This window comes from Xenorhabdus lircayensis (assembly GCF_016306625.1).
GTDB lineage: Bacteria > Pseudomonadota > Gammaproteobacteria > Enterobacterales > Enterobacteriaceae > Xenorhabdus > Xenorhabdus lircayensis.
The window spans coordinates 141897-158035 of the sequence record NZ_JACOII010000034.1 but is presented as its reverse complement, the minus strand read 5'-3'; the positions used below and the strand labels follow the sequence as shown (position 1 = coordinate 158035).

The 16139-nt window shown below is 46.0% G+C and carries 13 protein-coding genes; all 13 read right to left on the bottom strand.

Annotated features, from left to right (window positions below; all coding sequences use genetic code 11):
- Positions 1–7: 7 nt before the first annotated feature.
- Positions 8–3490 (bottom strand): DNA polymerase III subunit alpha, encoded by a 3483-nt coding sequence (dnaE, locus tag H8A87_RS09540; protein WP_198689730.1) that lies wholly within the window; start codon positions 3488–3490, stop codon positions 8–10.
- 30 nt (positions 3491–3520) lie between these two features.
- The gene (rnhB, locus tag H8A87_RS09535; RefSeq protein WP_198689729.1) at positions 3521–4111 is read right to left on the bottom strand and encodes a ribonuclease HII; all 591 of its coding nucleotides are present in this window, start codon (positions 4109–4111) and stop codon (positions 3521–3523) included.
- A complete protein-coding gene (lpxB, locus tag H8A87_RS09530; protein ID WP_198689728.1) occupies positions 4111–5295 on the bottom strand; it encodes a lipid-A-disaccharide synthase in 1185 nt (394 codons plus the stop codon). The genes rnhB and lpxB overlap by 1 nt, the downstream gene beginning before the upstream one ends.
- 4 nt (positions 5296–5299) lie before the next feature.
- The gene (gene lpxA / locus H8A87_RS09525) at positions 5300–6097 is read right to left on the bottom strand and encodes an acyl-ACP--UDP-N-acetylglucosamine O-acyltransferase (RefSeq protein ID WP_198689727.1); all 798 of its coding nucleotides are present in this window, start codon (positions 6095–6097) and stop codon (positions 5300–5302) included.
- Between the two features lie 3 nt (positions 6098–6100).
- Positions 6101–6553 carry a 3-hydroxyacyl-ACP dehydratase FabZ gene (gene fabZ / locus H8A87_RS09520; RefSeq protein ID WP_198689726.1) on the bottom strand — a complete coding sequence of 151 codons (453 nt, stop codon included), beginning with the start codon at positions 6551–6553 and terminating at the stop codon, positions 6101–6103.
- A gap of 151 nt (positions 6554–6704) precedes the next feature.
- Positions 6705–7733 (bottom strand): UDP-3-O-(3-hydroxymyristoyl)glucosamine N-acyltransferase, encoded by a 1029-nt coding sequence (gene lpxD / locus H8A87_RS09515; protein WP_198689725.1) that lies wholly within the window; start codon positions 7731–7733, stop codon positions 6705–6707.
- Positions 7734–7737: 4 nt separating this feature from the next.
- A complete protein-coding gene (skp, locus tag H8A87_RS09510; RefSeq protein WP_198689724.1) occupies positions 7738–8235 on the bottom strand; it encodes a molecular chaperone Skp in 498 nt (165 codons plus the stop codon).
- Positions 8236–8388: 153 nt separating this feature from the next.
- Positions 8389–10770, bottom strand: a complete 2382-nt coding sequence (gene bamA / locus H8A87_RS09505) for an outer membrane protein assembly factor BamA (RefSeq protein ID WP_198689755.1) — start codon at positions 10768–10770, stop codon at positions 8389–8391.
- Between the two features lie 34 nt (positions 10771–10804).
- Positions 10805–12175, bottom strand: a complete 1371-nt coding sequence (rseP, locus tag H8A87_RS09500; protein ID WP_198689754.1) for a sigma E protease regulator RseP — start codon at positions 12173–12175, stop codon at positions 10805–10807.
- Positions 12176–12180: 5 nt separating this feature from the next.
- Positions 12181–13044, bottom strand: a complete 864-nt coding sequence (cdsA, locus tag H8A87_RS09495; RefSeq protein ID WP_198689723.1) for a phosphatidate cytidylyltransferase — start codon at positions 13042–13044, stop codon at positions 12181–12183.
- Between the two features lie 9 nt (positions 13045–13053).
- Positions 13054–13749: a (2E,6E)-farnesyl-diphosphate-specific ditrans,polycis-undecaprenyl-diphosphate synthase gene (gene ispU, locus H8A87_RS09490; RefSeq protein WP_232370163.1), complete on the bottom strand. Its 696-nt coding sequence runs from the start codon at positions 13747–13749 to the stop codon at positions 13054–13056.
- Between the two features lie 325 nt (positions 13750–14074).
- The gene (gene ispC / locus H8A87_RS09485; RefSeq protein WP_198689722.1) at positions 14075–15271 is read right to left on the bottom strand and encodes a 1-deoxy-D-xylulose-5-phosphate reductoisomerase; all 1197 of its coding nucleotides are present in this window, start codon (positions 15269–15271) and stop codon (positions 14075–14077) included.
- A gap of 171 nt (positions 15272–15442) precedes the next feature.
- The gene (frr, locus tag H8A87_RS09480) at positions 15443–16000 is read right to left on the bottom strand and encodes a ribosome recycling factor (RefSeq protein WP_198689721.1); all 558 of its coding nucleotides are present in this window, start codon (positions 15998–16000) and stop codon (positions 15443–15445) included.
- Positions 16001–16139: the final 139 nt, after the last annotated feature.

The window sequence follows — 16139 nt, the reverse complement described above, 5'->3', positions numbered from 1 at the left end:
TCCTATTTTAGTCAAATTCTAATTCTACCTGCTCGTTACCCAGCAGAGTTCGCAGATCTGTCAAAAGGGTATCCGTTGGCGTTATCCGCCATGTTGCACCGAATCGTAAACGGGCACGGGCATCTACCCGCTGGTAATAAAGATGAACCGGTATCGTACCTGAACGGTGTGGTTCCAATACGCCACGGAGACGGTTCAATAATTGTTCATCAATTTGCCTGTCTGACAACGAGATAGCAAGCCCACGTGCAAATTTTTCACGTGCCTCGCTGATATCCATTAATTCGCGAACCGTCATTTTAAGCCCACCGCTGAAGTCATCAAAGCTGACTTGCCCGGTAGCAATCAAAATTTTGTCCTGCTCTAATAAATGCTGATACCTTTCCAACGCATCAGAAAACAGCATTATTTCTAATCGTCCAGAGCGATCATCCAAGGTGCTGATACCAATCCGGTTTCCTCGCTTGGTCGTCAATATTTTGGAAGCCAACACCAAACCTACCACAGTCGTTACTTGACCACGAGGGGTCGGGTTCACATCTTTTAGACGCAACCCATTCGTATATCGTTCAATCTCTTTCAAATAACTTGTGATCGGATGGCCAGTTAAATACAACCCCAGCGTTTCCCGCTCGCCATCCAAGACCACCTGATCCGGCCATTTCGGCGTACTGGCATAGGAAAGCTCAACCTGTTCTGGCTCTTCGGCCAACACGCCAAACATATCCGCTTGACCTATGGCTTCAGCCTTAGCATGTTGATCCGCCGCTTTCAGTGCGTCTTCCAGAGAGGACATCAACGCTGCACGGTGTGGCCCCAGTCGGTCGAAGGCACCAGACATAATCAGCTTTTCCATCACACGACGGTTTAGCTTTTTGGTATCAACGCGCGCACACAGGTCGAATAGTTCCTTAAAGTGCCCCCCTTTTTGGCGGGCTTCGATGATAGCTTCAATCGGCCCTTCACCCACGCCCTTGATCGCGCCAATGCCGTAAACGATTTCACCTTCATCATTGACGTGAAAGTGATATAGCCCGCTGTTGATATCCGGTGGCAGTACTTTAAGCCCCATACGCCAGCATTCATCCACCAAACCAACGACTTTTTCGGTATTATCCATATCTGCGGTCATCACGGCCGCCATAAATTCTGCCGAATAGTGAGCTTTCAGCCATAAAGTCTGATAAGAAACCAGCGCATAAGCTGCGGAGTGGGATTTGTTGAAGCCATAACCCGCGAATTTCTCCACTAAATCGAAGATTTTCATTGAGAGTTCGCCATCAACGCCCTGTTTTATCGCACCGTCTTCAAATACCGAGCGCTGTTCAGCCATCTCTTCTGGCTTTTTCTTACCCATTGCACGGCGGAGCATATCTGCACCACCGAGGGTATAACCAGCCAGTACCTGAGCAATCTGCATCACCTGTTCCTGATACAAGATGATGCCGTAAGTTGGCTCCAATACAGGTTTTAAAGATTCGTGCTGCCACTCAACATCAGGGTAGGAGAGTTCTTCCCGTCCATGTTTACGGTCGATAAAGTTATCTACCATGCCAGATTGCAACGGCCCCGGACGGAATAACGCCACCAATGCGATCATGTCTTCAAAGCAGTCAGGGCGCAGACGTTTGATCAGATCTTTCATCCCACGGGATTCAAGCTGGAACACCGCTGTGGTTTCGGAGCGTTGCAGCATATCGAAACTTCTCTGGTCATCCAGCGGAATAGCCGTAATATCTATCGGCTCTAGATCCTTTTTGACACGACTCTCATTTACCATATCAAGTGCCCAGTTGATGATGGTCAGAGTTCTTAGGCCAAGGAAGTCAAACTTAACCAGACCTGCATATTCCACGTCGTTCTTGTCAAACTGGGTAACCGGGTTTTGCCCTTCGGGATCGCAATAAATCGGTGCAAAGTCAGTGATTTTGGTTGGTGCAATAACAACACCACCGGCATGTTTACCGGCATTACGATTAACCCCCTCCAACTTGCGCGCCATGTCGATCAGCGCCCTGACTTCTTCATCCAATTCGTAAATTTCAGGTAGTTGCGGCTCTGCGGCAAAGGCTTTTTCCAGCGTCATGCCGGGATCAGGAGGTACCAGCTTTGATATTCGATCGACAAACCCATACGGATGCCCAAGTACACGTCCAACGTCACGGATAACCGCTTTCGCTGCCATCGTACCAAAGGTGATAATTTGCGATACCGCATCTCGCCCGTACATATCTGCAACGTGATCAATCACCTGATCACGTTTTTCCATACAAAAATCGACGTCAAAGTCGGGCATGGAAACACGTTCAGGGTTAAGAAAACGTTCAAACAGCAAGTCAAATTCCAGCGGATCGAGATCGGTAATTTTTAAAGCGTAAGCCACAAGGGAACCCGCACCAGAACCACGACCCGGTCCGACGGGAACGCCATTGTCTTTCGACCACTGGATAAACTCCATCACGATCAGGAAGTAACCGGGGAAACCCATCTGGTTAATAACTTTCAGCTCAATATCCAGACGATCATCATATTCCAGACGTTTTTGTGCCCTGATTTCCGGCTCAGGATAGAGAAAGGCCAGGCGCTCTTCCAAGCCTTGCTTGGATTTTTCAATTAGGAAATCTTCAGTGCTCATTTCTCCCGTCGGAAACTGCGGAAGAAAGTATTCACCGAGACGAATCGTGACATTACAGCGTTTAGCAATTTCTACGCTATTTTGCAGCGCTTCAGGAATGTCAGAAAAGAGCTCGCACATTTCCTGTTCACTGCGCAGATATTGCTGAGGGCTGTAATTTTTGGGACGTTTCGGATCAGACAGCGTATAGCCATCATGAATAGCAACCCTAATCTCATGTGCGTCGAAATCGTCACTCTCTAGAAAACAAACATCATTGGTCGCCACAACAGGAAAATTTTTTTCTGCTGCCAACGCTACGGCCGCATGAAGATAGTTTTCTTCATCCTGACGTCCGGTACGGATCAACTCAAGATAATAGCTGTCAGGGAAATGCTCCTGATAAAAATCGAGGCACTGATCCACCATCGCACGATTGCCGCGCAGCAGGAATTTACCCACATCGCCCATCCGCCCACCCGACAATAGGATCAATCCAGCTTTATGTTTTACCAGCCATTCCCGTTTGATGGTCGGGCCAATCGCACCGTAGCCTTTTTGGTAGGCCTCAGAGATCAATAAGGTGAGGTTTTGATAACCTTCGTTGTTGCGAGCAAGGATCGTCAGATGGGCATATTCATCCCCCAACAAATCACTTTCCACATAAAAGTCAGCACCAATAATCGGCTTGACACCAGCACCGTGGGTATTGCCATAGAATTTCACCAATCCACACAGGTTGGTAAAATCCGTAATCGCAAAAGCTGGCATACCCAATTTGGCGACTTTTTTCACCAATGAGCCAGTCTTAGCCAAGCCATCAATTAATGAGTAGTCGCTGTGAACACGCAAGTGCACAAAACGTGGTTCTGTCATAATCTGTCCAGATACTTTTATCCCAGATTCTTATCCAAGACCTAGCGCCCGTTTAACTGGCGCAAAACTTTTACGATGATGCTCCGTGGCACCCAGCGAAGCCAGTTTTTCCAGATGCAGGGCTGTAGGATAACCTTTATGTTTCGCAAAACCGTAACCAGGGAACTGTTTATCCAGTTCTGCCATTTCCCTGTCACGCGTTACTTTGGCGAGGATGGAAGCAGCGCTTATTTCGGCAACCAGATTATCGCCCTTAACGACTGCTTGCGCTGGCATAGCTAATGCTGGACAACGGTTGCCATCAATCAGGGCATAATCAGGTGTGAGCGCCAAACCCGCCACTGCTCTCTGCATAGCAAGCATCGTAGCATGGAGAATGTTGAGCTGGTCGATTTCTTCCGGTTCAGCACGACCAAGGCTCCAACACAGTGCTTTTTCTTTAATTTCCAAATACAGCGCTTCACGGCGTTTTTCCGTAAGTTTTTTCGAATCCATTAAGCCTGTAATGGGGTTAGCAGGATCAAGAATAACCGCCGCAGTGACTACTGCACCTACCAATGGGCCACGCCCAACTTCATCAACACCGGCAATCAAATTCGCCTGAGGATAAATAAAATCCATTATCTTCTCGCTAATTTCAGAACGGCTTGCGCAGCCTGTTCATCAGCATCACAGCGAATGCTTTCATGCAAATGCAGGAACGTTTGTTTCAACGCTTCCACACCAGCACCACCTTGCAGAAGAGGCAACAATGCCTCCGACAATGCTTGAGGTTCGCATTCATCCTGCAATAACTCTTTGACTAATTCTTTACCTGCCAGCAGATTAGGCAAGGAAACATATGGCGTTTTCACCAAGCGTTTTGCCAACCAGAACGTAAAAGGTTTCATTCTATAACCCACTACCATTGGGCATTTGGCCAACATACACTCCAGTGCTGCCGTACCCGATGCCAGTAAAGTGGCATCACTGGCAATCATGGCTTCACGGGCTTTACCATCCAATAAATGGATTGGCAAATCCGGTGCAACTTCATCTTTAATTCGCTGAAACTGCTCACGCCGTTTGGCATTCACCAAGGGAACCAACACATGCAGCTCAGGCAATTTATCCCGCAATAGCCGTACGGTTTTTAAGAAGTCAGCACTCAGCATCTCGACCTCAGCATGACGGCTACCGGGCAGCATTGCCAGACAATGAGTATTCAATGGAACACCCAAAACTTCCCTAGCGGCTGCTTTATCCGTTTGCAAAGGCAACGTATCTGCCATCGTGTGACCAATGAACTGGCACGGAACGTTAAACCGATCGTAGAACGCTTTTTCAAATGGCAAAAATGCCAGTACCAAATCCGTTGCCCGACCAATTTTAAACACCCGTTTTTGACGCCATGCCCACACCGATGGGCTGACGTAATGGATCGTTTTGATCCCCTGCTGTTTAAGCCGGCCTTCTAAAGTAATATTAAAATCAGGGGCGTCGATGCCAATAAACACATCCGGCTTCAATGCAGTAAAACGCGCCGTTAAATCTTTGCGTATTTTCAGCAATCGAGGTAAACGTCCCAGAACTTCAACGATTCCCATCACTGCCAGTTCTTCCATCTCATACCAGGCTTCACAACCTTCCGCCTGCATAAGAGGACCAGCGACGCCTACAAAACGGACATCAGGAATTTTTGCTTTCAATGCGCGAATCAGCCCGGCCCCAAGAATATCACCGGATGTTTCTCCGGCGACCAAACCAATTGTCAGCGGGCGCTGATTGTTAACAGAAGAAAAGGTAGCCAAAGGAGTATCCTTCATCTACTTAACGAATAATGCCACGGCTGGATTTTGCGGAATTTTCCAGAAAATCACTGAATAATTTCACATGTGGGTTGTTTTCCGCTTGAATGACAATCTCTTGTCTGGCTTCTTCCAACGTTTTTCCGCTGCGGTAAAGCGTTTTATAGGAATTACGAATTGCATGCAGCGATTCTTTGTCAAACCCACGACGTTTCAGGCCTTCAATATTCAACCCGAAAGGTGTTGCATGGTTTCCCTGCGCGATGACGTAAGGAGGTATATCCTGAGCAACGCCAGAACAACCACCGACCATGACATGGGAACCAATCTGACAGAATTGATGAACAGCCGTCATCCCGCCAATAATGACGTAATTGCCCAGAATAACATGCCCACCCAATGTGCCATTATTCGCAATGATACAGCGATCACCGACGATGCAGTCATGAGCGATATGGGCGTTGATCATCAGCAAATTGTCACTGCCGACTTTGGTCACACCACCACCCTGAACAGTACCACGATGGATAGAAACACTTTCACGAATGCGGTTACGATCACCAATTTCAACGCGAGTCGGTTCGCCCTGATATTTGAGATCCTGATTTACCTCACCGATGGAGGCAAACTGGTAAATCTGGTTATCACGACCAATCTTGGTTATCCCGTTAACCACAACATGGGATTTAAGCTCGGTTCCTTCGCCAATCTCAACCTGAGAGCCGATATAGCAAAATGGGCCAATACGAACATTGGCACCAATAACAGCACCCTCTTCGATAATGGAAGAGGGATGGATAACTGCGGTCAGATCAATCATGGATTAGGCCTCACGACGGCGAGCACACATCATTTCAGCTTCGCAAGCCACTTCTCCATCGACTTTCGCTACGCCCCTGAAACGCGCAATACCGCGGCGTTCTTTAATAAATTCTACTTCCATTATCATTTGATCACCCGGCACAACCGGACGCTTGAAGCGAGCGCCATCGATAGCTGCAAAGTAATACAATTCACCTGGCCCCAGTGCTCCAATGCTTTTGAATGCCAGAATTCCTGTAGCTTGAGCCATTGCTTCAAGGATCAAAACACCCGGAAAAATCGGTTTGCCTGGGAAGTGCCCTTGAAAGAACGGTTCATTAAATGATACATTTTTGACTGCGCGTAGAAATTTACCTTCCTCAAAATCCAAAACACGGTCTACCAACAAAAACGGGTAGCGATGAGGCAGTAAATCCAAAATTTCTTCAATTCGCAGAGTATGATTATCACTCATCTAAATACTCTTCCTGTCTTATATAAGAATCATAGTATTAACGACACGGCCTGCGTTAACTCCAAATTCAGAGTTATCAGGCAGGCCGCAAAAATTAAAAGCACAACCAAAAACGCTAATTAAAAACGTTTAATCAAAAATGTTAGTATGATTACTCGTTTTCACCTTCCAGTTGGCGCTCCAGTGATTTCAACCGCTTACTCATTTCATTGATGCTCATGACTAAAGCCGCAGTCTTACGCCAAACTTTGTTCGGTTGTAATGGGATACCCGACGAGTATACGCCAGGCTCTGTAATTGGACGCATCACCATGCCCATACCAGTCACGGTCACTTTATCACAGATTTCTATATGCCCATTAATGACACTGGCTCCACCAATCATACAGTAACGACCAATTTTCAGGCTACCCGCCATAGTTGCCCCACCAGCCACTGCGGTGTAGTCTCCAATCGTCACGTTGTGGGCGATCTGGCATTGATTGTCTATGATAACACCATTACCAATGACTGTGTTATCCAACGCACCACGATCAATAGTAGTGCTAGCGCCAATTTCAACGCGGTTTCCGATGATTACAGTGCCTAACTGTGGGATTTTAATCCAATTTCCTCGGTCATTGGCATAACCAAAACCATCAGACCCTATAACAGTTCCTGATTGGATCAAGCACAACTCACCAATTTCAACGTTATGGTATACCGATACATTGGCCCAAAGGCGGGTTCCTGCACCAATCTGCGCATTTTTTCCAATAAAGCAACCCGCACCAACGATGACATTATCACCAAGCACAACACCAGATTCGATAACCGCATTTGCGCCAACCGCCACATTTTTGCCCAGAACCGCGTCAGATGAGATGACCGCTGATGGGTGAATATCCTGTGCCGGTTGTGGTGTCGTATCCATGATTTGAGCCATGCGTGCATAGGCAAGATAAGGATCATTGACAACCAGTGCGGCAACCTTGCAGTGAGGAAGGTCTGCTTCACGTAGCACAACCGCCGCAGCCTGACACTCAGAGAGCTTGTCAGTATAACGACTGTCAGATAAAAATGTAATTTGCTCGCTATTCGCTGAATACATCGGCGCAATACCGGTGATGACGATATCGCCATCACCCTGCAATTGCGCATTCAACTGTTGAGCGAGGTCAGCCAATCGAATTGAAACCATCTACTTATTTAACCTGTTTCAGTACTTCTGAGGTGATGTCTTTACTAGACGCAGAATACACAGCGGTATTCGCATCAAGAACAAGATCATAACCTTCTTTACCTGCAACGACTTTAACGGCATCCTGAATGCGGCCCAGGATCTTATTGCGTTCTTCTACCTGACGACGACGGCTATCGTTTTCAAAAGTCTGCGCTTTCTGCGTAAACTCATCACGTTTCGTCACAGCCTCTTTTTCTAACTTTTCGCGATCACTAGCTTTCATGGTTGAGCCATCACGCTGCAATTTCTGGAGCTTGGTCTGCAAGTCAGATTCCATGCGCTGCAATTCGGATGCACGGCCTTTAAACTCGTTGTCCAACTGTTTTGCCACAGCTTCACGGGCAGGCAATTGTTGGAAAACCTCAGCAACATTCACTAAAGCGATTTTATCTGCCGCCTGAACACTTGCAGAAAACGCTAACGCCATACCCAGGCTTGCTGCACACAATACTTTTTTCACTATAAACTCCTTTGACCCACGCTATTTTTACAGATTGGAAGACTTAGAGCTTATCCCATCAGGCTATTTTATTTGCCATTTCAAATCTGGGACAGCTCTTTAATATCGCCCTATCTAATAATAGGGCGATTTTTTACCAAAAACGATTAATAATTACCAAGATCCACCAATATTGAACTGGAACTGCTCCGATCTATCACCTTCGTATTCCTTGATTGGCTTCGCATAAGAGAAACTCAATGGTCCTAATGGTGACAGCCATTGCAGAGCAATACCGGTCGAAACACGGATATTATTTGGCTTGCTGTAGTCAGGCATCCCAGCGTAAGTCTTAGTCCAGTTGGTATCCCACACCGTTCCCGCATCCACAAAAAAAGAAGTCCGAACGGAGTTGGAATATTTCGCATCTAGGAACGGAGTTGGTGTAATCAGCTCAAAACTAGCAACCGCCACCGCGTTACCCCCCACGGCATCACGGGATGGGCTATTTTTCTCTGGTTTACCATTCTTATCTAAATAAATAGCTTTCGGGCCGATATTATTCGACCGGAAACCACGAACGCTGCTGGAACCACCGGCATAGAAGTTTTCATAGAATGGCATTTCTTTGCCACCAAAACTGCCGCCATAGCCCATACGTGTACGTCCCATCAGCACCCATGAACGATCATCATCAATAGGGTAATAACCTGCGGAGTTCCAAGTGACTTTATAGAACTGGTTGTTTGAGCCAGGAATAGTCACTTTTGCATCCAACGATGATTTTAGACCAGAAGTCGGGAAGAAACCACGGTCGAGGTTGTTATAACTCCACCCCACTGTCACAGCGAAATCATTGGTATCGAATTTCGCATTATTATCAAGAGATTGTTTTTTACCCATTTTATTCAAATAACGCCACATCGCGACCTGTGGACGCATATTAGACAGGGAGTTATGTATATAACCCAGTCTTAACACCAGAGAGTTATTTTCATTCAATGGGAAACCGAGCGTTCCCTCAGTACCGTATGCTTTATTGGTATAATTCGAAAGATCAGCATCATCGGCGCGGAAATTGTTATAGAACACACGACCGCCCAAACTGACACCATTAACCGTGAAGTAAGGGTTGGTCACAGATAAATCGGCCGACGTTGAATAATCATTCTTACTGGCATTGATACCCACGGAGTTACCTGTACCCAGCCAGTTCTGCTGTTGGACACCAATTTGGAAGCTCATACCGCTTTCTGTACCGAAACCAACTCCAAAGTTCATGGAGCCAGTATTGCGCTCTTTAACTTTGTAAACCACATCAACCTGGTCTGGGCTACTCGGTACACGTTCAGTGTCCACATCAACAGTGTCAAAATAGCCTAGTCGGTTTAGGCGCTCTTTACCTTGCTCAACGAGATCACTGCCCAACCATGTACCTTCCATCTGACGCATTTCACGACGCAGTACCGAATCTTTGCTGACATCGTTGCCCGCAAAACGGATTTTACGTACATAGAAACGGTTGCCAGAATCGACATTCACATGCAGCTTAACTGTCTTATCGGTATCATTGATTTCAGGTTGTGTCATCACGCGAGGGTAAGCATAACCATAGCGACCCAGCAGATTTTTGATGGCAGTTTCCATCTTGGTCACTTCTGCGCCGTTATACAGTGACCCCGGCTCGATATTGGTCAATTCCCCAATTTGCGACTGGTAGCCCGCCAAATTACCATTCAAATCAACACCTGCAATTTTATATTGAGCGCCTTCGGTGATGTTGACGGTAATATAGATGCCTTTCTTGTCTGGCGTCAGATTGACTTGGGTCGAATCAATGTTGAAACGGGCATAACCTCGGTCAAGATAGAAACTACGCAGAGTTTCAAGGTCACCTGCCAGTTTTTGTTTCTGGTATTTCTGATCAGCCGCCATGTTCCACCAAGGAACATCGTCCCTGAGCTGGAAATTATTCAGCAGTTCATTGGTAGAGAAGGCTTTATTGCCAACAATATTAATTTGTTGAATGTTGGCAGAAACCCCTTCTGAGAAAACGAGCTTCAAGTCAACACGGTTGCGAGGCAGCGGCGTAACAACGGCTTTCACTGTCGCGTTGTATTTACCAACACTGTAGTAGAAATCTTCCAGCCCTTTTTCAATATTAGACAGCATTGTGCGGTCAAGGGCTTCACCAACACGAACACGAGAGGCCTCAAGGTTCTGCTTGAGCATGTCATCTTTCACCGATTTGTTACCAGAGAAAGTAATGCTGGCGATGGTTGGCCGTTCTTTTACCTGAACGACAAGTGAATTGCCATCACGTAAGACACGAACATCTTCAAAGTTTCCAGTTGAAAACAGTGCGTGAATCGTACGACTAATATCTTCATCGCTGATTGTATCACCTACTCGAACTGGCATGTTCAGTAATGCTGCACCAACGGTGACACGTTGAAGACCCTCAAAATGAATGTCCCGAACCACGAATCCGTCTGAACCGTATGCAGTGGCGCTGCCGAGCAGCAGCGACGCTATGAGCAACTTTTTCATCGCCATCGTTGTTATGCGTTTTCCTAACCGGTCTCCCACCTTAAAAGCGGGAGAAATCATTGAAAAGTGCAAGCCCCATTAATAACATCAGCAATATAGTACCAATGCGATAACTGAAGTCTTGTACACGCTCGGAGACTGGCCCCCCCTTGATTTTTTCGATAGCAAGGAAAAGCAAGTGTCCACCATCTAGTACGGGTAATGGGAACAAATTAATGATCCCAAGATTGACGCTAATCAGCGCCAAAAACATCAAATAATACACCAAGCCAGAATCAGCCGATACTCCAGCACCTTTGGCAATGGAAATCGGGCCACTCAGGTTATTAAGTTTCACATCACCCACAATCAATTTGCCAATCATATTGACGGTCAGCTTCATTAATTGCCAAGTTTTGTCCCCTGCCTCATAAATGGCAGAAAAAGGCCCATATTGTTGAATAACCTTGTATTCATCCGCCAATGGAATGACTTTAAGTTCGGCGCCAGCAAAACCCTCCTCACGGCCATTGGACAATGTTTTGACCTCAGGAGTCAGTGACAGGGAAATCATTCCTCCCGCCCTTGCAACGTCCAATTTTAGAGGAATATTCGGATTCTTCCTGACAAAAGATGAAAAAGTATGCCAGACATCTACATCCTGACCATTGACTTTAACGATCCTGTCCCCACTTTGTAAACCCGCTTTTTCAGCAGGTGAAGCAGGATAAACTTTCTCCACTTGCGAGCTAATTCGTGGGACAACAGGCATAATTCCCAAAGACAGCAGAACATCCTGTCTGGACGGATCGAATGCCCATTCACGCAAATCCAATGTCTTTTGGATGCTATCTGTAGTATCCAATGGAATGGTATCCAGCGGGGTGACATCCACGGATACAGATGCTTCACCCACTTTACTCACTATAGCAAGGCGTACCGAATTCCAATCAGAAGTTTCGATACCATCAACAGCTTTTAGTTCCATTCCAGGCAAAATATTTGCCTGTGCAGCAATAGAATCTGACTTGACATCCAACACTACAGGACGCACAGATGGCACGCCAATCACAAAAACCAGCCAATAAGCGATAATCGCCAGAATGAAGTTTGCGATTGGCCCAGCGCTGACCACTGCCGCGCGCTGGCCGATAGTTTTGTTATTGAATGCCATATGACGACGTTCAGGAGAAATTTTCTCCACCCTCTCGTCAAGCATTTTGACATATCCGCCAAGGGGGATAAGGGCAATAACGTATTCTGTTCCCTGTTTATCTGTACGACGCCAAAGTGCTTTACCAAACCCGATGGAAAAGCATTCAACGTAGATACCACATCGTCTGGCAACCCAAAAATGACCAAACTCATGCACTGTGATGAGAACACCCAACGCAACAATAAATGCAGCCAGGTTCCAGAGAATATCCATTATTTACCTCAGAGAGTAAATCCAGAAGAAGTCAACATTACCAGCCCAGCAAACACAGGAACTGCTGCAGTTAAACTATCAACCCTATCCATGACACCGCCATGCCCTGGAATCAATTGACTACTGTCTTTAATCCCAGATTCCCGCTTGAACATACTCTCAGTCAAATCACCAAAGACCGAAGCAATGACCACGACCGCAGAAATCAGTAACAAGTGTTCAGGCATTGCGGGGACAGGGGCAAATTTACTGAACAACCACGAAATTAGCGCAGCGGTCAACAGCCCACCCACTAGCCCCTCAAGTGTCTTGCCCGGTGACACTTTTGGCGCCATTTTATGCTTACCCATTGTTCGGCCAAAAATATAGGCACCTGTATCGGCAGCCCATACCAGCAGCATCACGTACAGCAGCCACCATGCACCGTCATAGGTATTATTTTCATAGCCTTGGGTACGCAGTACCATCATTCCACAATAGAATGGTACGATAGTCAGAACCCCAAATAGCAGACGCAAGACAACCGATGATTTCCAGATGGAGGCAGAAGCAGGATAAGTAACCACCAATAAAATTGCAGCGACCCACCAAAGCATGCTAGCCCACAATAGATATGCAATTTGTGGTTTTTCAATGAGATGAGAAAAATCCGACAAAGAATACTGCAAGGCCAATAACCCTACAGCAAATAACACAGCCAGCGTAATACGTTTAGCTTGAGTGAAGAGTCCAGCAAATTGCCCCCATTCCCATGCGGCAAGTGCTGAAACAGCAATGACAACCAGCCCAAATCCTGATGGGGGGAGGAAAAACAGTGCTGCAACAACAAGTGGAATCAATATCAACGTAGTTAAAAGACGGTACTTCAGCAAGTTCTCCTCCTATGATCCCACTTCGGCATCGTCTGGTATTGTTCCGCCAAATCGGCGTTCTCGTTTGACAAAGGCATTAATCGCACCTTCAAAAGCAGTTTCATCAAAATCAGGCCAAAGTATATCGGTAAAATACAATTCTGCATAAGCGATCTGCCATAACAAGAAATTACTGATACGATGTTCGCCCCCGGTTCTAATCACCAGATCGACTTCAGACTGCTGATTTAAATTGATGAAGCTGCCCACTGTAGCCTCATCAACCTCCTCAGGAGCCAGCTCATTCGCTTTAATCTTTTCAGCGATTTGCTTAACACTCTGAACCAAATCCCAACGTCCGCCATAGTTAGCGGCAATATTAAGCTGCAATCCGGTATTGCCCGCCGTCAATTCAACTGAACGACGGATACGTTCCTGTAACCGTGAGTTAAAACGACTGATATCACCAATAACAGACAATTTCACATTGTGCTTATGCAGGCTCTTTACTTCATTATCAAGAGCAAAAACAAATAACTCCATCAATGAACTGACTTCCTGCTGTGGGCGATTCCAGTTTTCACTGCTGAAAGCATATAGCGTCAGTGATTCAATGTTATGTTTAACTGAAAAACTCACGGCACTCCGTACAGCTTTAATTCCTGCGCGGTGGCCAAAAACTCTTAATTTGCCACGTTTTTTTGCCCAGCGACCATTACCATCCATAATGATGGCTACGTGTCTGGGTACCGTTGGCAATGAGTCACTATCACTGGGAGATATCACTCAAAATAATCCTTAAATAACTAAGCTGGATTTGCGATGTATTCAATCGCTTCCAAACATGAAAAAGCCGTGTCACGTGTCAACTATTACCACGGCTACCACGGCTATTTCTGGCACGGCCTGAATGAAAGCCTTTAACTCTGGTATACACTATTGAAACGCGGATACCAAATAATTGAATTGGCTATTATAACAACTATAATTTATCCGCGAACTATATCATTTGCCAAAACGCAAACAAACATATACTTATTAACAAAACTCGCTATTTAGCCAAGGTTCTTATGGCTTTTCTCGCTAAGATCCTTGCTATGTTATCGATTTCTAAGACCTCTTCGATGCTTTGAGGTTCAGATAAATTTAATTTTTCGACGACCAGCCGATTGATTGTCGCAATATCTGTGAAACGGATTCCATCTCGCAAAAAAACATCAACAGTTTCTTCATTAGCTGCATTCAAAGCTGTTGTTGCTGCCTGCCCTTGATGACAAGCCTCAATGGCCAGTTTCAGGCAAGGATAACGCTGATAATCCAGAGCCTCAAAGGTGAGCATACTCAGTTCGGTAAAATCCAGTGGTTTTGCGCCAGATAGAATACGATTAGGATAAGCCATCGCATAAGCTATTGGAGTACACATATCCTGCGTTCCCAATTGTGCAATGATACTGCCATCCTGATAACGAACCATAGAATGAATGACTGATTGGGGGTGCAACAATACTTCCATTTCATCCGCAGACGCATTGAATAAGTAACGTGCTTCGATGTATTCCAGCCCCTTATTCATCATTGTGGCCGAATCAACAGAAATTTTACGTCCCATTGACCAGATAGGATGGGCGCACGCTTCATCTGGCGTAACGTCAGGCAACTTCTCCAGAGGCGTTTTACGGAATGGTCCACCTGATCCTGTCAAGATAATGCTGGAGATCCCATGTTCCTTCAAATTTATATTGCCAAGATTATGCTGAACCGCCTCTGGCAAGCTTTGGAAGATGGCATTATGTTCACTATCGATTGGCAACAGTTGCGCTTTATGTTGGACAACCGCATCCATAAACAGGCGCCCACTCGTAATCAGGGATTCTTTGTTGGCCAACAGGACTTGTTTACCCTTACGGATAGCCGCCAATGTCGGCAATAACCCTGCAACACCAACAATGGCAGACATGACTTGATCGACTTCTTCCAGTCCAGCTAAATCACACATGGCATCTTTGCCGAACAGAACTTCGGTTTGGCTTCCCTGCTCCTGTAATAACTGGCGCAAAACCTTTGCTGACGGCTCATCTGCCATCGCTGCATATTGCGGGCAGAACTCCAGACATTGCTGCGCCATAACCTGAATATTTTTCCCAGCGGCGAGTGCAACTACATTGAATTTGGCTGGGTTATTTCGGACAACAGAAAGCGTACTTTTCCCAATCGAACCCGTTGAGCCAAGAATAGTTAACCGTTTCATTTTAATACTCTGAGTATGCTACTGACATAAAATCGCGATAGTTTGAGCGGTACAGATCGCTATGTCCATCGCTTGAGAAAGAAATGTGATACGAAGTGTAATATAAAGAATAAGGACAACGCCGCAAGGGCTGCGGCGTTGTGTTCATAAATTGTTTTCATGAAATGGCAATTAGAAATCCATCAATTCAGTTTCTTTATTTGCCAACGCTTCATCAATCTTCTTAATGAAACTGTCAGTCAATTTCTGAATGTCGTCTTGTGAACGACGCTCTTCATCTTCACTGATTTCTTTGTCTTTCAGCAGTGTTTTGACCTTATCGTTAGCATCGCGGCGGATGTTACGGACGGATACACGACCCTGTTCCGCTTCACCGCGAACAACCTTGATGAGGTCCTTACGGCGTTCTTCTGTCAGTGCTGGCAATGGAACGCGGATAATAGTTCCAGCAGAAGATGGATTCAGGCCCAGATCAGAAGCCATAATCGCTTTTTCGATAGCCGCAGTCATGGAACGGTCAAATACAGTGATCGCTAAAGTACGTGCATCTTCTGCAACGACGCTTGCGATCTGACGCAGTGGAGTCGCAGCGCCATAATATTCAACGCTGATGCCATCCAACAGGCCAGGAGAAGCACGGCCAGTACGAATCTTGCTAATTTGGTTTTTCAGTGCTTCGACGCTTTTTTCCATGCGGTCTTGTGCGTCTTTTTTGATTTCATTAATCACGTTACAAACCCTTGGGAGATGGTTATTTTTTAGGCCACACATGCGTAAATAGCAGATACGCGAATCAAATACGCTAATGAATAAGTGGCCCTGTGTCATTCAATTTTGTGCATCAGTACGCTGATCATACCGTCAAATT